The organism is Fluviispira multicolorata, assembly GCF_009208585.1.
Taxonomy (GTDB): Bacteria; Bdellovibrionota_B; Oligoflexia; order Silvanigrellales; family Silvanigrellaceae; genus Silvanigrella; species Silvanigrella multicolorata.
Genome location: NZ_WFLN01000008.1, coordinates 59,990 through 78,770 on the forward strand (window position 1 = coordinate 59,990; position 18,781 = coordinate 78,770).

At 32.5% G+C, this 18,781-nt stretch carries 12 protein-coding genes; 7 read left to right on the forward strand and 5 right to left on the reverse strand.

The genetic code is table 11. The features are described from left to right. Positions 1 to 118: 118 nt before the first annotated feature. Positions 119 to 1,147, reverse strand: coding sequence for a hypothetical protein (locus tag GCL57_RS11160; RefSeq protein ID WP_152213432.1), 1,029 nt, complete (start codon positions 1,145 to 1,147; stop codon positions 119 to 121). A 243-nt stretch (positions 1,148 to 1,390) separates the two neighbouring features. Between GCL57_RS11160 and GCL57_RS11165 the strand changes: the two genes are divergently transcribed. The 4 genes from GCL57_RS11165 to GCL57_RS11180 all read left to right on the forward strand — a co-directional run bounded on the left by GCL57_RS11165 (position 1,391) and on the right by GCL57_RS11180 (position 8,076). After that, positions 1,391 to 1,693: a hypothetical protein gene (locus GCL57_RS11165; protein ID WP_152213433.1), complete on the forward strand. Its 303-nt coding sequence runs from the start codon at positions 1,391 to 1,393 to the stop codon at positions 1,691 to 1,693. Further along, entirely contained in the window at positions 1,690 to 4,965 is a 3,276-nt protein-coding gene (locus GCL57_RS11170; protein ID WP_152213434.1) for an aminotransferase class I/II-fold pyridoxal phosphate-dependent enzyme, read from the forward strand. Before GCL57_RS11165 ends, GCL57_RS11170 begins: the two co-directional genes overlap by 4 nt. Next, entirely contained in the window at positions 4,965 to 6,929 is a 1,965-nt protein-coding gene (acs, locus tag GCL57_RS11175) for an acetate--CoA ligase (protein WP_152213435.1), read from the forward strand. Before GCL57_RS11170 ends, acs begins: the two co-directional genes overlap by 1 nt. A gap of 118 nt (positions 6,930 to 7,047) precedes the next feature. After that, positions 7,048 to 8,076, forward strand: coding sequence for a terpene synthase family protein (locus GCL57_RS11180; RefSeq protein ID WP_152213436.1), 1,029 nt, complete (start codon positions 7,048 to 7,050; stop codon positions 8,074 to 8,076). Here the strand turns inward: GCL57_RS11180 and GCL57_RS11185 are convergent. Beyond that, the gene (locus tag GCL57_RS11185; protein ID WP_152213437.1) at positions 8,004 to 9,140 is read right to left on the reverse strand and encodes an ATP-binding response regulator; all 1,137 of its coding nucleotides are present in this window, start codon (positions 9,138 to 9,140) and stop codon (positions 8,004 to 8,006) included. The two genes, GCL57_RS11180 and GCL57_RS11185, sit on opposite strands and share 73 nt — an antisense overlap. A gap of 172 nt (positions 9,141 to 9,312) precedes the next feature. Here GCL57_RS11185 and GCL57_RS11190 point away from each other — a divergent pair, with 172 nt between their 5' ends. The 3 genes from GCL57_RS11190 to asnA all read left to right on the forward strand — a co-directional run bounded on the left by GCL57_RS11190 (position 9,313) and on the right by asnA (position 12,487). After that, a complete protein-coding gene (locus tag GCL57_RS11190; RefSeq protein WP_152213438.1) occupies positions 9,313 to 11,106 on the forward strand; it encodes a 7TM diverse intracellular signaling domain-containing protein in 1,794 nt (597 codons plus the stop codon). Positions 11,107 to 11,214: 108 nt separating this feature from the next. Continuing rightward, on the forward strand, positions 11,215 to 11,382 hold the full coding sequence (locus tag GCL57_RS14820; RefSeq protein WP_161597723.1) for a hypothetical protein: 168 nt from the start codon (positions 11,215 to 11,217) through the stop codon (positions 11,380 to 11,382). Positions 11,383 to 11,488: 106 nt separating this feature from the next. Then, positions 11,489 to 12,487: an aspartate--ammonia ligase gene (gene asnA / locus GCL57_RS11195; RefSeq protein ID WP_152213439.1), complete on the forward strand. Its 999-nt coding sequence runs from the start codon at positions 11,489 to 11,491 to the stop codon at positions 12,485 to 12,487. A 56-nt stretch (positions 12,488 to 12,543) separates the two neighbouring features. On the opposite strand, the gene GCL57_RS11200 is transcribed toward asnA, so the two are convergent. The 3 genes from GCL57_RS11200 to GCL57_RS11210 form a co-directional block, all read right to left on the reverse strand. Continuing rightward, positions 12,544 to 14,103, reverse strand: a complete 1,560-nt coding sequence (locus GCL57_RS11200) for a hypothetical protein (RefSeq protein ID WP_152213440.1) — start codon at positions 14,101 to 14,103, stop codon at positions 12,544 to 12,546. A gap of 75 nt (positions 14,104 to 14,178) precedes the next feature. Next, positions 14,179 to 16,131 carry a hypothetical protein gene (locus GCL57_RS11205; protein ID WP_152213441.1) on the reverse strand — a complete coding sequence of 651 codons (1,953 nt, stop codon included), beginning with the start codon at positions 16,129 to 16,131 and terminating at the stop codon, positions 14,179 to 14,181. A 202-nt stretch (positions 16,132 to 16,333) separates the two neighbouring features. Then, complete coding sequence (locus tag GCL57_RS11210; protein ID WP_152213442.1) at positions 16,334 to 18,715, reverse strand: helicase-related protein; 2,382 nt, start codon at positions 18,713 to 18,715, stop codon at positions 16,334 to 16,336. Between the last annotated feature and the right edge of the window lie 66 nt (positions 18,716 to 18,781).

An 18,781-nucleotide genomic window follows, 5' to 3' on the forward strand; every position in this document is an offset into this window, starting at 1 on the left:
CATAAGTCTACACATTGGCAAGATTATATTTTCAGCCGTAGTTTTAAAGATTTCGCAATGTCGTAAAGTTCAAGGTTGTCATATCGAGGATATTCTTTCAAGTACAACTGCTTTCTTATTAAAATTGCCAACTTGCTGCCAGGTTGACATATGGAGAAATCCAATAGCGTCCTGTGATTTGAGCATCTGCGTTGGTTGAACTATTTGACTTAATGTCTGACGTTTGAATGTCAAAGCCCACCGTGCTCAAAAAAGAATATCTACCCGCTTTACTTCCTTGTACTGATTCAAAAGAAGCTGTGGCAGCTAAACGAATACCAAAGTTTTGTTCTTGCTTTCTTAAGGTTTTATCTTGATAAACAAAGTTTAGATTGTTTTGAATATAGAAAGGCTCGATATGAGCATATGCTCTGATTGGAGCGATAAGTCCTGTTTGTTGAGATCCCCAGTTGGCCAATTCAAGATCTCCTGGAAATGACAGTTGATATGTAGGATATTTTTGTGAGATTCTATAAAAATACCCGGCTGAATTTGAAAAATCTTCGTGATTATTTGCATTTGTAATTATACTGCTTTGATCACTTGTTGTTGCGTTATTTGCAAGGTATCCTGAAAAAGAAATTCCTTGTAAGTAAACAGGTGTTAAGAGTATAGAGTAGTTTACTTTAAATGAAAAACCTTGGTCTTCAATTGTGTTTCCATTATATTTATATGAAATACGTTTATAGCCTAATTGTGCATTCATAAAACTTTTATTATCAACGTCTCTTAAAATTTGAAAACCACCAAATACATCGATGATATATAAACTTCCACCATTCCAATTCGGATCAAAATATTGACGAAAAGGTGTATATGCCATTCCAAATACATCCCCTCCGATGACAAGTCCTCGGGTAAGACCAAATATGCAATGTTCATATCCACATAGAATTTCAGCTTCATCAGGAAAAGCAGAGGGAGCAAGTCTCTGTGCAGCGAGAGATCGAGGAGTTGCATTTAAGAGTGGTGTAATAGCTTGTGTGGTAATTTTCTCTTCTTGAATATAGGTGGGGCGTCCATCATTCTTTTCTTGAGCATGTGCTAGGAAATTTATAGCAAGTGTCAAACCTATTAAATTCATTTTACTAAAGGTCATTAATTTCATTTTTTTTCCTTTTTACAATTCAATAGTCTAATAAAAGTAACCGAAATAGCAATGCTTTGAATCGGCTCAGCAGTTCATTGAAACCTTATACATTTATTTTAATTGACTCTCAATTTTACAGAAAAGAAAGTATGAATAAATTAGGAGTCATCACATAAACTTCGGGTCTAATAAATTGATTAGACCTGAAGTTTATGTCATATTTGTTGAGTATCATAAAATTGAAGTGGAGGTAATATAAGAATGCTAATCTCAATTGACTCACTTTTAAGTCTCAATACTCCTATTGAAAATATTTCTACTTATGTCATTTTATATTGGATTGTAAGTGGTTTATTTGTGCAAATTTTTTTAATGCTCATTGATAAAGCTCTACCTGTCGGTTTTTTTTCTCACTCAAAAGAGACGCAATTCACTCGTAGATTCATTTATTTTTTAGCTGGCGGTGCGCTTTTACCCATGCTTATTTTAATAGCTCCACCGTTTTTATTTGTATCATATTTAGGGAAAATTTTTGAAGAAAAGTTTTATAGGAAATCGTTATGAAATATGTATCTGAAGAACAAAAAAAAAATTGGACATTTGACATTGAAGATTTTTTATCAAATTGTAAAAAATCTTCGTCAGATGCTTATGAAAATTTAAAAAATATACTCCAATTTTTAGACGATCCTTTGACTCGCGAAAAAGCAAGAGTATCTTTGACAGATCTAAATAAATATTTTTTAAAATTAGATTCTAGTCACGATGCCATTAATACATTTCATTTTTCAATTGATAAATTAATTACAGATGGTGAAGAGAATAGTCCGCACAGTCTTTTACTTTTACAGTTACCAAGTATTTTCACTCCAGAAGATTGGTCATTTACATTTTATGAAGGGCTTGCAAGATATCCAATTTCAGAATTTCATCATAGAACATTAGCGGAGCTTGGCTGTGGAAATGGTTGGATTAGTATCGCGCTTGCAAAAAAATGCTTTCCACAACATATATATGGTTTGGATATTAATCCGAGGGCAATTGTCTGCGCAAAAATTAATTTATATTTAAATGGGTTGGATGATAAAGGAAAACCATATATTGATTCAGAAGGTAAAACTCTTTTTGATAGAGTACAGTTTCATGTCTCTGATTTATTGGAATTTTGTTTACTAAATAAAATTCAACTGGATAAAGTAATTGGTTGTATTCCACAAGTATTAGCGCCAGATACTCATTTATTGCCAAATATAATACATGATAATGTTGAGGATGAATCTTTATTTTCTTTAAGTAATTATTGCTCAAAACAAGGCTATATAGAAGATCAATTTGGATTAGGACTTATTGCAAGAGCTGTTGAAGAATCTCTTGAAACTATGAAACCTGCTGGAAAAATAATTTTAAATTTAGGAGGAAGACCTGGGAAGGCTGTGCTTGATAGATTATTAACACGTAGAGGTTTTAAAACATCAGTTGTTTGGAAAACAAAAATTGAGCAAGCAGGAGATACTGAAATCCTTCCCTTAGTTGAAATAGAACAAACAACTTCTCATCGATTTGAATTTTATATGGGTGCAAATTCTGAGGAGTCTATTTCGGCTCGCACAGCATATGTTTACTCTCAAAATGGTGGGAAGGTTTTTCATTCTTTGCAAGTTGTTGAAGCAGATATGCGTGATAATATAAAAATGAAAAAGATTCTTCGCTTATTAAAAAAAGAAGATTATGTAGCGGCTCGCAGTGGTTTTGATTTAACATATACCGATCGTTCTCTCGTCGAAGAAAAAATGTCATTTTTAGCAAAATTATCTGAAAAATTAAATAATCAAGATTCTATTGAATATCAAGATGTCCGAGGTGAAACAGGATTTAGAAGACATATTGCTGAATATTTTAGAACATATTGGCGTGTTCCTATAACTGCAAAAAGTATTTTAGTTGCACCTTCACGTTTGTCATTTGTTAAAAACATAATTTCAATGTATAATGTGAATAAGGTTTTAGTTGACAATGAATTTTATAAAGATTTACCTCAAGAATGGTTACATACACCAGACTCTCACAATTTAAAACAAAAAGATATTTTTGTTTTAGAATCTCCAAAACAGAGTGAACTACTTTGTAAACTTGTTGCAACGTTTGAACCACAGGTTGTTATTTGTTCTATTTCTGAAGCTGAATTAAGAAGTCAAGATTCATTTAGAAGATTAATTGAGACGACTCAAAAATATGGAGTTCGTTTGTTCGTTGATTTCAGTAATGGAATGGAATTATCAAGTACCCCCCAAGTAAATGGTATTTTTGAATACATTTCCGAACAATCATTACCGTTACATGTTTCTTTATTTTGTGGCCTTATCCGTAATAGGTTATATTCTGATTTAGAAATTGCTTTTTTAATAAGTGAGAATGATACAACATTAACTTCATTATGTAACGTCGCTGAAATTACATACAGCAGAGCTTCATTAATTATTCAAGAATATTATAATACTATTTTATTTGATCTTTTAAATTTTCATGTGCGTAATATAAAGCGTGAAAGAACTTATACACCTCGTTTACCAACTGCAGAGGGCTTGCTATTTTTAGAGAAATTTACAAGTTTTTCTAGTAATTGTACGAAATCTTTTCATCATCCTTCAATATTTTATTCCCATCCAGCCTTAGATCGAAATTCTGTACGACTTGATTACGGAGAAAATTTATTTGCGTCCCCTAATTTTTTAAAAGCAGCTATTTTTGAAGGTTTTGTGAGACAAAACATTTCGCAATCCGAAACACAGATTGAAGATGAAATATTAAATTATATAAGTAATAAATTTAATATAAAAGGTGTAAGAAGTGAAAACATTGTTGTTGCAAATGGAATAGCTCCCCTCTTTTCTGGCATATCTGAATATTGTGCTTTAAATAATCAAATTATTTTATTTCCTTCAGGATCATATGGTTATTTTGTAGCATCAAGTCAATTTTATGGTGTTGAAATAATTAATTTTAAAACTTCTATTGAAAATAATTTTAAAATAAAAGCTGAAGAATTGAAAGAAACTCTTTCACAGCAGACAAAAAAAGTATGGATATTTTTAAATGCTCCAGTGGTTAATCCAAGTGGAGCGATCTATTCTAAAGAAGAAATTTATGAACTTTTCAAAGTTGCAGCTGAATATGATTCCGTCATAATTATGGACACAGTCTTCTCTGGATTAGAATTTCAAGCAGATTATAATAAATATAACATAACAGATATTACTAAAGTGATAAATCAAGAAAATATGTCGTTTATATTATTGGGTGGAGTTTCAAAAGAACTTGCTGCAGGAGGCTTAAGGGTTGGGTATGGTTACGGAAATAAATTATTTTTGCAGAATGCATTAAGAAAAGGATTAACAAATTCTTTGCCAGTAAATATAAAGTACGCAATAAAAAAGATTTTTCAAACTATGAATAACCAAAGTGGAAAAGTTAAAAAGCACTTTGTCAATCAAAGAGAATTTCTTGAAAAAAGAGCCTCTCGCTTAAGCGAAGTTCTTACTCAAAATGGTTGGAAGCCATTACCTTCGCAAGGAGGATTATTTTTAATTGCAAAACCAGAAAAAATTATTGGTAGAAATATTACAATTAAAAAAGATAATATTGAAATAAAAACTGTGATAAGTGGAAAAAACATTCATGAAATTCTTTTTTATAAAACGGGACTTCTTATAAACGGTTCTGAATGGATTGATGTACCTGAATTTTGTCGTTTTGTTCTTTCTGTTTCTGATTATGAATTCGATAGTGCGATTGAAAAACTAAAATCATTTTGGAATTTAATTGCTATGGAGGAATAATGACAAAATCTGAACCTCAAAAAACCTCGATTGAGACATTGCTTCATGAAAATAGAAAATTTAAGCCGCAGAAAAAACTTTTTAATAATTATTTTCTGAAGGATATGTCTCAATATTTCAAATTATATAAGAAATCTATTAATGATCCCTTGAAATTTTGGGAAAAAATGGCTTTGGAGCATTTAGATTTTTTTAGAAAATGGAAAAAGGTTTTTTCGTGGAAAGATTTTAAAGCTGAATGGTTTTCTGGCGCACTTATTAATGTTTCATATAACTGTCTTGATCGTCATGTAATAACAGATCGTAAAAATAAGGCTGCTCTTATTTGGGAAGGGGAGCCAGGAGACATCCGTACAATTACTTATCAGCAGCTTTTATTAGAGGTTGCTAATTGTGCAAATATGCTAAAGGGTATTGGTCTTAAAAGTGGAGATAAAGCGGCAATATATATGCCACTTATTCCTGAAGCGGTTGTAACTATGCTGGCTTGTACCCGCATTGGAGTCATCCACACTGTCGTGTTTGGAGGGTTTAGTAGCTCTTCATTACGAGATCGTATTCAAGATTCAAATTGTAAGGCACTTATTACTGCAGATGGCGGTTTTCGTAAAGGTTCATCTGTAAAAATGAAAGAAATGGCAGACGAAGCGCTTAAAGAAACGCCTACAGTAAAAGCAGTTATTGTTGTTAAAAGAACCAACGAAAAAGTAAATATGATGCCAAATAGAGATTTTTGGTGGCATGAACTCTCGCAAAAATATTCAGATCATTGTGAACCTGAAAAGCTTTCCGCAGAACATCCCCTTTTTATTTTATACACGAGTGGAACAACAGGAAAACCAAAAGGCTTGTTACATACAACAGCTGGTTATTTATTGGGTGTTACATTAACTGCAAAATATTTATTCGACATTAAAGAAAAAGATATTTATTGGTGTACGGCAGATGTAGGTTGGGTAACGGGTCATAGTTACCTTGTCTATGGCCCGCTCAGTTGTGGTGCAACAGTGTTTATGTATGAGGGAGCCCCTCTTTATCCTGAGCCAGATAGATTTTGGAAAATGATTGCAAAGCATAAAATAACAATTTTATATACGGCTCCTACAGCAATTCGTTCTTTTATTCGTTTGGGCAAAGAATATCCTCAAAAACACGATCTTTCGAGTCTTCGATTGCTTGGTACAGTGGGTGAGCCTATCAATCCAGAAGCATGGATTTGGTACTATGAAGTCATTGGTCATAAAAAATGTCCAATAGTCGACACATGGTGGCAGACAGAAACTGGAGCTGCAATGATTGCTCCATTTTCAGGAGTCACGCCAACTAAACCGGGGAGTGCAACATTGCCTATGTTTGGTATTGAACCACTTATTTTAAATAAAAATGGTTCAAATTCAAAAGAAGGTGGCTTCTTATGTATTAAAAAACCATGGCCTTATATGGCAAGAACGATATATGGAGATCATGAACGTTATAAAAAGACTTATTGGAAAGAAATAGAGGGAGTGTATTTTACGGGGGATGGCGCTCGGCGAGACAAAGATGGATATTTTTGGATAATGGGTAGAGTGGATGATGTTATTAATGTCAGTGGCCATAGACTTGGCACTATGGAAATTGAAAGTGCTGCAGTCGAACATCCCATGGTCGCTGAATGTGCTGTAGTTGGAAGGCCTGATTCAATTAAAGGACAAGGAATTGTTGCCTTTATCACCTTAAAAAAATCAGCTACAGTTAATCATTCTCTTAAGGAAGAAATTTCAAAATTTATTATTAAGCAAATTGGTGCACTTGCAAAACCAGATGAAATTCGTTTTACCGACGCACTTCCCAAAACCAGAAGTGGAAAAATAATGCGTAGACTTCTTAGGGAGCTTGCAACCACTGGTTCAATTTCGGGAGATACAACCACTCTTGAAGATTTTTCTGTGCTGGAGAAATTAAGAGAAAGCGATGAGGAGTAGGTAAATATTTTCTACGAGTCATTGTTTAATTTATTAGGAAATACCTTCTTATTCTATAAATCTATTAATTCTTTATATTACCGAAATACTTAATTGAACTTTAAGTAGGGAGGTCTAGATGAAGATTAATACAGAAAGCTTGATTAGGAATGCAAAAGATAAACTTTATTACCCATTTCCTCTTAGTGTAAATCCATTTGTGGAAGCGGCTGAAAAATCAACCTTAAACTGGTTAAAAGAATACAATTTAGTTAAAAATCAGGATGATTTTAATAAAGCAGTTGCGCTAAGGGCATGGGGAGTCGTGGCATATTCATATCCTAATGCATCTTTTGAATTACTTTCTCTCATTTCAGATTGGATTAATTGGATTTTTTTAGCTGATGATGAGTATGATGAGCAAGCTTTAGGAAAAGATCCTATTCAGACTTCAAAAGTATTAGATGCGTATTTTAATATAATCTGTTTAAGAGAAACAGATTATCAAAATAATATTACATTAGCTTTAAAAAATTTAATGGAGAGACTCAGAAAAGTAACAGATAAGAATTGGCTCGCTCAGTATCAAAAAAGTATGTCTCAATATTTCGAAGGTTGTTTAAAAGAATCATTTTATAGGGCTGCAAAAGAAGTTCCAAATGTTGTTGATTATTTGAAGCTGAGGTTATTATCTGTTGGGATGTATTCATTTTTTGATATGATTGAACTTACTCTAAGTTCTGATCTCCCACAGTACTTTAAAATATCTCCTGAATACTTTCTTTTTAGAGATATGGCATCAAATATTTGTGCATGGGCAAATGATATTTATTCTTTTCCAAAAGAATTTCGTCATGGAGAACCATGTAATTTATTAACCTCACTTATGTCGCACGAAGTCATTTCATTTGATAAGGCTTTTGATAAGACAGTTGAACTGCATAATCAAGAAATATCTCATTTTATTGAACTGGAAAAAAGAGTGCTTTTAGAAGTTATAAATGAATCAGAAAATCAAATAGTCCAAGAGTGGATCAATGGATTAAAGAACTGGATGGTCGGTGCATGGAGATGGACTCTCGAATCTGGTCGTTATCAAGTTGATTTAAATGATGCGACAAATCGAGTGTTTTTTGATGATTCATCAAGGGAAAGTGTTCCATCGTGAGCTTCCATAATTCTTTTACTTAAGCTTAAGCCCACTCCTGTTCCCTTGCCTCTATTTTTAGTCGTAAAAAAAGCTTCCATAATATGAGATCGTACATTTTCTGGGATACCTAAACCACAATCTGTAAAGGCAACCTCAGTTTTTTCATTATTTAAAGAAACATCAATTTGAATCCATTTTTCATCATCTTTTAACTCTGAGAGAGCATCACAAGCATTTTGTAATAAATTTAAGAACACTTGTAGTACTTGTTCTGGATAACATTTTATTTGAATATCTACCGGATAAGTTAGGGTGCATTTAATCAAATTTATTTTAAATTCTTCTTCCAAGAGATCAATTGCACTTTGAATAATTGAAATTAATGAGATATTTTCTTTTTCATCATCAGAGGCGTTTTTTCTTGCAAGCATCTTCATACTTTTAACTATTCTATAGGTCATGAGTGCGTGTGCATGGATTTTTTCAGAAATTTTAATCATTTTTAAAAGATCATTTTTTTCAGTGTCTTCGTTATTTTCCTTATTTATAATTTTTTCCAAATATTTTCTAAGAACATATGAGGATGTTGTTATATAAGAAATATGATTATTAATATTATGAGAAATTCCCGTAGAGAGTTCAGCTATAAGTTTTAATTGAGCATTTTCAGACAATTGGTGCTCGTTTAATTTTTTCTGTATTTCGATTTGTGAATGTTCTTGTTTTATTTTTGAAAACTTTTTAATTCCGCTGACTATATCTTTAATTTGGAATGGCTTTTTAAATAAAGCATCGACTCCTAATTCATATGCATTGTCAATTGTAACATCTGAATAAGCTGTTATGTAAAAGATAACCGGATTATACTCACTATTTTCTTTTATAACTTGTATAAACTTCACGCCGTCACATTGTGGCATTTTAATATCTGAAATGATGATATTAGGTTGATGATCTTTGCACATTTGAATACCTTCAATCCCATTTTTTGCAGTGAAAGTTTCATATCCTTCGCTGCGAAAATGCATTTCGAGATAGGTACAGATCATTTCTTCGTCATCAACGATTAGTATTGACGGCATATAACACCCTTTTATTAATAAGAAATTTATTATTTCATATAAACTTCTTAACCAAACAACCTCTTTTCGGTAGTTTTAACATTTTATAAAGATAAATTTTTAAAAAATATCTTAACTTTCTTAATATTATTACGAAAATAAAGAGTGTATAAGGCTTATCAAGGACTTATGAATGAATATTGATATTAATTCAATCTTACAAACGCTGAATAATCCTTTTTTATATCCACATATGGAAAAATTTATATGGATATTTATAGGTATTACTTTTACGGTAGCTATTAATTCAATTTGTTTGTTTATTCTTACTAAAGATATAAATTATTTAAATTATTTTCTCCATATTTTATCTATTAATTACATTAATTTTTCAATTACAGGTTTTGGAGAAAGTTATATTTGGTATGGATATCCAAATTTTACAAAATTAAGTCTATTACTTTCACATGGTTTAAGCGTTATTTCAGTGATTGTTTTTACAGATTATTTTCTAAACTTAAAAGTTAATAGTAAATTAATTCATAATTTTTTTAAATATTATATTATACTTCCTGTAACGATGATGATTATTAGTTTTATTAATTTTGAACTTGCACTTGTTTTTATCCCGTTTATGGGTATTACCCTATCCATTGCCTTAATTTATATTCCAATTATTGCTATTAAAAATAAATTACCAGGAGCAAAATTTTATTTATTTTCAATGTTTTCTATATGTTGTGGAGGGGTTTTATATTCAATTCAGCTGCTTGGGGCATTTGAAGGCAATTCTTTAATAAAATATTCCCTTCAAATTGGCGCAATTATAGAAGCTATTTTCTTATCATTTGCATTATCTGCAAAAGTTCGTGCTTTGCAAAAGGAAAAAGATTTAATTACGAAGCAATCATTAAATCAAGCTAAAAAAATACAAGAATTGGTGGAAGTCAGTTTTGATTGCTATTGGGAAACAGATAAAAAAGGAAATTTTAGATTTCTTTCAGAAAATATTTATAGACAATTAGGATATCAAAATCTAGAGATTGCTTTTAGACGGCCAGAAGATCTATTTGCTGAAGGTGCTCCAAACGAGTTAAAAGATCTATTTGTAAATTCAATAAATAGTCAAACTGCATTCCGAGAAGTGGAAATAATGGCTCAAACGAAAGATGGTAATTATTTATGGTTAAAAGCTAATGGAACAATAAGACAAAATGAAAAAAAGGAATTTGACGGTTATGTTGGAGCTTTTATTAATTCTACAGAGTCAAAGTATAAGCAATATGAAGAATATATTTCAACCAATACAAAAAGTCTTTCACGAGTTGCAGGTGCAATTGCGCATGAAATAAATAATCCACTTGCCTTTATACAACTCTGTATTGATCTCATGGAAAATAAGCACATGAGTAAAGATAAAATAAATGATAAAATATTTCTAGAAAATTTAGAAAAAATGAGAAGTAGTACATTAAGAATCTCAGGAATTATTTCAAAGCTTCAAAGAATGGTAGTTGATGAGCCGAGTTCTTTGCCATTTAAATGTCTGTTATCGGAGCCTGTCCAAATTGCCATTAAATTTTGTGAGGCAGAATTAGATAAAAATAATGTTAAATGTGAATTTAATTTATTAGAAAATGAAAAAGAAATATACATTAAAAAAGATGATATTAGTAATGCTATTGTGAATTTATTATTGAATGCAGTCGAGGCTCTTGAGAAGAATGAAAATCCTATAATTAAGATTTCTTTAGAAGAGATTGAAAATGAAATGGTTTTAACGATCAGTGACAGTGGTAAAGGAATACCTCTATCTCAGCGGAAAAGTATATTTGAACCTTTTTTTACTACAAAAGAATTTAAAAATCTTGGTTTAGGATTATCTCAAGCTATGAATTTTGTTGAAAGAAGTGGAGGTGTCTTGTCTCTCGACCCCCTTTCTAAAGAAACTAAGTTCATTCTCAAATTCAAAATTCCTCTGAAATGATTCAAGTGAAAATTAAAAAATATTTGACAGAGTGAAACAACTCTTTTATAACGAACTTGCCTAGTTTGTTTGAACAGGTACAACCAAGACCTATAAAGGTATATTGCAATGAAACATTTTAAAACAGTTATACAGAAAGTCATTGAAACCACTCAAGTTTCTTGTTCTTTTTTATCTCTCATCGCTTCTGTTTCTTTCACAAATTGCAATTCTAATAATAATCAAATCAATAATAATCAAATCAATAATAATCAAATCAATAATAATAATAATTAATTCAAAATTTAAAAACTAAATATAAAAATTTAATTAAATAAAATTGTTTTATTTTAATTAATCTAGTTGTTTCTTTAACCAAATTTATTTTATTTGAGGTGTCATCATGTCTCTTAGTGTAATTTCGTGTTCAAAATCTCTTTTTTCTGCTGCTGAACTTAAAAAAACAGAAAAGCAAATTCATTTTTTAAAGACATTTTTTTCTGAGACTTTTGCAGAAACATTACATTTATCAAAAATATCATCTCCACTTTTTGTTGAAGCAGGCACAGGAATTAATGATGATTTAAATGGTGTTGAAGCTCCAGTGTCATTTTATATTCCAGAATATAGTTCTACAAAAAGAATTGAGGTGGTTCAGTCACTCGCAAAATGGAAAAGAATGATGTTAAAACATTATGAATTTTCTATTGGTGAAGGACTATATACAGATATGCGTGCTATTCGTCCGCAAGATAAAATAGATGCAACTCACTCAGCATATGTTGATCAATGGGATTGGGAAATTTGTATTTCAAAAGAGCAACGCACTCTTGACTTCTTAAAAGAAACAGTAAGAAAAATATTTAAAAGCATTAAACAAACGGAATCTCGTTTATCTGAGATTTATAAAGAAACACAAAGCATTTTACCTGCTCAAATTACCTTTATTCATACTGAAGAGCTTGAGCAAATGTACCCTACTTTAAGCCCACAACAAAGGGAACATGAAATATGTAAAAAGCATGGTGCTGTCTTTTTAATTGGAATTGGTGGTGCATTAAAAAGTGGTGTACCTCATGATGGACGTGCACCAGATTATGATGATTGGACAACAGCAACTTGTGAAAAATTTAAAGGCTTAAACGGAGATATTTTAGTTTGGAATCCTATTTTAGAAACAGCATATGAGCTTTCTTCGATGGGTATTCGTGTTGATATTGAGGCTCTTAAAAAGCAATTGAAAATAGCGGGGCAAGAAAGTCGCGCATCTCTTTTATTTCACTCAATGCTTTTAAAAGGTGAATTGCCATTATCTTTAGGAGGTGGAATTGGTCAATCGCGTCTTATGATGTTTATGCTTAGAAAAAGTCATATTTCACAAGTACAAGCAGCCGTGTTTTAATCTTTATTCAGTTTAAATATTGAATTGATTGATCACATAATATGCAATCTTCTGTTCTATTTTTTATTCGAAGAAGGAGCGGGATTTGTTGCGCTATAAAATAGAAAAGAATAATCAGAGGCATAAGGATTATTGCTATCAGTTGTAGTTTTACTAATGCTTTTCTCATTATTCTTTAATAAATGTAACATATGTGCTAAACCTTTTAGATTATTTTGTGATTTACTTTTTGCATTCGTATTTTGAGTGTTTTGTTGTAGGCCTGCATTTTGATGGCAAGTTAAACAGCTTTTTGTTTGTTGAAAATACGTTTCAAGTGTTGTGTTTGCAACCACAAAGCTACTTGGATTAGGCTGTGGGTTTCCATCAGGAAGAGGAGTTCTTGCTCCTGCTTGAATGATCTCAGGATTATTCGCCCAAACGACATTAACAAGTTGATAATTTAAAAAAACAGATTGTGAATTAGCAGGTGAAATGACATTGTCCCAAACCCATTTATTAAGCCCTGCTACATTATTAGCTCCTGTATTGCTTATTGGAGCCATGCGCATAACTTGAATGGGAGCATTATAAGGATCTGTAGGATAATTTGGGAAATAAGGATTTTGTGGACTCGCTGTGGGTGGCTGTGCATTAGGATAACAGTGATAGTGATCTGTATTTGGATTACAATTTAGATTATAAAAAGTATACCAAGGGAGCATATTTTTTTTATCTGAATTAGGCGCATTATTTATATGCTCAAAGGTTGCCCAAATAAATTGTGGTGAGCGCTTTGTTTTGTGAATGATATGTAATCCTGTGAGTCCAACAGTTACTTCTTTTGGGGTATTCTCGTTGGGATACTTAACCACTGCTTTAGATATTTTAAAAGAAGGCCAAGTCTTTGGATCTGGAAGTTCTACCCATGATGCTTTGAGTTCAATGGATCCAATCTTTCCATACTGTGTAAAAGTTGCAGATCCATCAGGTAAGTTTATTCCCTGTGTTACTACAAATTTTTGTTGTACTTGTGCATTGTATAGTTGGTTATTATTGATGTAATTAAATTCATCTTGATTTACTCTTATTTCATATAATGCAATTTTTCCTGCTTGTGAAGTGATCCAAGAGTTTTTCGTTCCTGCTTGGCCGTATGAATTTAAATTTAAAACTTCTGCATTGTTTGCACCTTTTGAAATAGATGCCAATGCTTTGTACCCATGGGCAGATGTTTTTTTGATTGATTTTAATTTATCATTCCAAACTTTTGGAAGTGTTTGTTGGCTACACCATGGTGTAGGTTGTTGAGCTTGAGGTAAAAATATTTCTGCAGATTCTTTATATGTTTCCCAAACGACCGGTGCAAAATTATTAATTTCCCCAAAATCACTTGTTTTTACAGTACTGTCTGCTGCGCAAATACTTGTATCCGCAAGCCAGTTTAATGCAATAAATTCTTGCCAGGCAAAGCAATTGGCATTTACTTGAGAATTTGGAACGGACATATCTGTTGGTATAACTGTATTGAGCTGAGGGGGGGTGCTGCAATTTCCTGGTACAGGATCATTTGCAGCGAATGTACAAGGAAAGTAAATAGAATTTAAGAATAAAAAAATTAATTTATTGAATTGCATTCTATTAACTGCCCTCTCAATTTAGAATAAAAAAATCTCAAGAAATTATACTGTTACTTTATTTAACTTGCTTTTTTAATTCTGTTTTGCTGGAAGAACATTTATAAAACCTGGGGCAATCAATGCATCTGGCATTCCTTTTCCAGGATTTTTAACTTGAATTCCATAGAGACCTGGAGGTACATTTTTATTTATATTAACTGTTAAAGTAAGCATTTTAAAAACATCGGGATATGAATTTCCCGGCGCAGCATATGTGACATCTTGTAGCCCTGCTTTTTTATCAACAGTGATTTCAATATTTGAATTTGAAGCTGTCACAGATGGTAAAGTGTTGAATGTATGCGTAACAGCTGTGTTACAAATTAAAGCTATTTTTAAACCCTGATCTCCCTGTCTAACGGGGACAGGTACAATAACTGTATTTGTTGCTAAGTTCATGGGAACACCAACTGGGTTTGAAATTTTTGTTCCGTAATAGGCATTCCAAAGCGTTTGATACATCATTTGAACGGGTTGTGCTTGAGCTGGTGGAAGCGATTTGTCCGAAGTTGGATTATCGAGGCTTACGAGACAACTAACAGGTTGCAGCTCTGCTGCAGGCAAAGGTCTCGCATAAAGACCAACATGGAAAGTAAGTGCAATTTGTCCTGCCCATTGAATAGGTGAAGACACCCCTTCCGAATTGATTTTAATGTCACTGATGGTTTTAGTAACCCCAGCGGCAATCCATTTTTCAGGAATTTGAAAAGCTGCATGCAATATAAAATTTCCATTAAATGGCGCATTTGTAATTGGGTCGATAAGTATTTCATGACCTCTAATCACTTGCCAGCAGTCAGATACTTGAGCGTCTACGGGAAGTTTGGGATCATCAAATAATTCATAGTTCGTAAAATCTGGTTTTTGAATATACAGACCAATTGGGTTTGCTAACGAAACACGAGAAGCTGGTGGTCCTTCGACAACTTGATTGACAGATTGACCAATAATAGGATCGCTGTTTCGAAAAGATTGTCCATATTTACTGCAACAAATAAGTGCTTGTGAATCTACATTACCCACTTTTCGCTGAACTGTGGCACATCCTGCAAGTCCCACTTCTGTTTGCAAGCTATTTGGTGAGCTTGTGAGGTGCATTGCCCCTCCAGATGGACTTGAACCCCTTTGCGAGACTGGGCCTTTATTCCACTTATTTAACGGATTGTAAGCAGGTTTATTGGTATATGGATCAATTACAGGCTTACCTGTTAATGGATCATTTAAATAGAGATCTTCAATATTGATTTTTATTAAATTTTGACTGTTTGTGTGTAAGCCAAAATTTAAAGTTTCTTCATATTTTTTTGCAACGGCATTTGGGTCTACCCGCCAGAGAGTGTACCAGTATTCAGGGTTTTCGCAGACAAAATCAACTCGAGTGATTTTGCCACTTGAATTTCGAGTGACACTCCATTCGCAATACTCATCTTGCCATCCCCTTGGGCCGTAAGGGCCATATTCTTGCATTTCTCCTTGCCAATTTGGTTTTGGGCATAAATTAACAGGAATTTTTGGAAATGTCTGCTTGGTTCCTGAACTGTTCGTGTAATATCCAGTATCAGCTAGTTCAAATAATTTTTGTTGCTCTAAGTTGTAAATATTTGTCGATGGATTGGCTTTCCCTAAGTAATAAATAATTCTATGTGGGAAAGCTATCCAAGGCACTAAAGGAGCTTGAGTGTTTTGAGGAATGGGAGTTGTACTTAAATTGTAGTAATAAGACTGAATTGGAGTTGGAATAAATTTTCCTGTATCATCTAAATAACCTTGATTCCAAGGATCTCCAGTAATCGATTGTTCAGTAAATGCATTTGCATTGATATTCCATTGAAAATTAAGTTCCTGTTGTGCTGCACCAGTAAGATCTTCAATAAATGCTGGAGTAGAAAAATTGCTGACTGCATTTATTTTCTTTTTATTTTTTGAAGTTTCTTTTGCTTTTTTTCCGACGACTGCAGCTTTTGATTTACTAGAATTTGATGGCATATTAAACCTTTCTTGAAAAGGAAAATTATTTTATTTTTAATATTAATATAAAAAGGAATAGTTTTAGTGTCAAAAATATAGCGTGTAGAATCTGAAGGTAACAGATTAATTAATAAGTTCATAAATTGATTTTTTATTAAATAAAAAAAAGGTGTAAAAAAATAATTTTTACACCTTTTTATGAATTAAAAAAGAAAAATAATTAATCCTTCTTTTCAAGTTCATTTTGCTTTTCTATGGGCTTTTTTAGGATTTTAAAACGATCAAGCATAAGTGAAAGGGTTGGAAGATTTTGTTGAAGATTCGTAGCAATTGACTCTTTTGCAGCACTTGCAGCTGATTGAACAGCATCTTGAACCAAAGAAACTGCAATTTCCAAAATTCCAGGACGTTTTGGCATAGCATGTGACTTATCTGAAAGTCGATCTTTACGCTTTTCAGAAGCCATTTTTGCAGCCATTTTCGCAGAGTTGATGGCTTCTTTAGCGCGGTCATCACGGCGAACGTATTTGTCGGTGGAGCGATTTTGATTGTCAAATGGGCTTTTACTACCTTGTTGTTGTGTTTTCCTTTGTTCAAAGCCTTTTTGCAGAGGAGTTGAGTATTGAGGTTTTTGCTGAGTGCTTTGTAATAGAGTTTCGTCTTTCTTTTCAATTTTTTGACGTGGTTGAAGTTTTTGATCTTCAACAACAGATTGAGTTGTTTGTGCTTCTGGGGCAACGGCTGTTGCTGAAGGCGTTTCTGCTGGTACAGAGACTTGTGGAGGGGGAACTATTTGAGCTACTTTTTGAGTGAAGCTTAACGTTTCAAAGCGTTCTTTAGCATTTGTGGTTCGAGAAGGAGGAGCATCTTTATTTACCTGAATTTCTTCTTTAACTGTACGCTCATCGTCATAAACCACACCAATTCTTTTTACTTTTCCATCAGTTTCGAGAGGATAATCAGATGTGTCTTTTATATTAAAATAGTTTTTATCAGGTTGAGCAATATGAATTTTAAAGCCAAGAGTGTCTTCAATTAAACCCATATTGAAGCCATAGTCTTCACAGACAAACGAGACGGCAATAGGATTTTTTGCTGCTTCAATTCGAGCAAGCCTGTCTAAAAAAGTTTTTGGATTATCAGGAAGATCGAAGTTATAAACACAATTTAACTTTTGAATACCAATGCTTTTTGAAATACTATCTGTTGCGACTATAATATTAACGTCACCTGATTTTACTGAGTTTAATAATGCAATCTTTTTTTGTTGACTTAGTTGGTTTGTAACAAGATCTACTTTAATTCCATTTCCATGTAATTTAAATGCGATCCATTCTGCAACTGATTTTGTATTTGCAAATATAATTGCACAATTGGGCTTATGGTTCTTTAAATGGCCCAATAAAACTTGGAACTTTTGTGTTGCTGAAAGTGCATGAGCAAATTGTTTTGGTGAACGTTCTTTAATTTGTGAGGGTATGAGTGAAACATATTCGGGATCTTCGAGAAATTTAAAAGCAATTTCTCGAACGATTGGGGTATTTTCATTGGCAACGAATATTTTCTGTGTTCTTTCTTGAGGAAGAGAAGATAAGATTTTATCTAATTCATCAGAACTATTTTCATTTGTAAAAATTTGCGTTGCTGAAATAAAGCATAGTCCAACATTATTCGATTTAAATAATTTGTTCTCTTTTGCATTATTTAGCGTTTTTGGAGTAGAAATAAGAACATCAATTTCTTTATTTAGAATACTTTTTATTTCATCTTCAGAATGCGTTTCTTTAAGCTCATGGAAATGGATTCCAATTTGCGCAAAAATATCTTTACTTGCAGAATAAACTTCATCTGCTTTTTTTTGAGATGCACATAAAAATAATATTGATGGAGTTTGAGCTGTTCCTTTTGGAAGGCTTTCTGACAAAATTTTAGAGGCTGCTGTTATGACCCCAATAAGAAAACCATCATTTTGTTCTGGCTTTATTAAAAGAAGATCTGAGCCTCTAAGTGCAGCTGGCAACGCATTTTGTAGCGTTTCAGAAGGTTCTTTAATACCTAATTTTTTAATGGCTTCAATAATGGAGTCATTGGCAACGAGGTTTTCAAAACGAATTTTTTTCTTTTGCTCTGCTGCAGCTATGGGCAAAGTATATTTAGGAGCTGGTATCATTTCTGGTATAAGAATTTGTGTTTTTAAAACCAGATTTTTTTGAACAGAATCTTTAATAACTTCAGTATCAATTTTCTTTAATTCTTTTGGAATTTCAGATTCAATTCTTTCAATATCTGAGAAAAGTGTTTGAACAGGTTGTTCAGCGACTTTTCTGACTGGTATTTTTACCTTTTTCGGTGCTTTGGTCGGAGTTGTTACTTTGTTGGCTTTTTCTTTCTTTTCTGTAACAGTTTTTGCTTTAAGAGGAGCTGCTTTTTTTGGAACAGCTTTTTCCACTTTTGCACGAGAACTTGTCGTTTTCTTCTGCTTTTGAAGAGATGACTCTGCCTTTGGAGTTACTTTCTTCGACCTAATTCCAGAGGACTTTGGTTTCACTGTTGCTTCGACTTTAGATTCTGAAACTTCTTTTTTTTTGGTCATGCGCGTCATTTAATAAACCCACTTGGTGAATCGAACTTGAGAATTCTTCATTGCTGTGCAATACATTTCTATCTT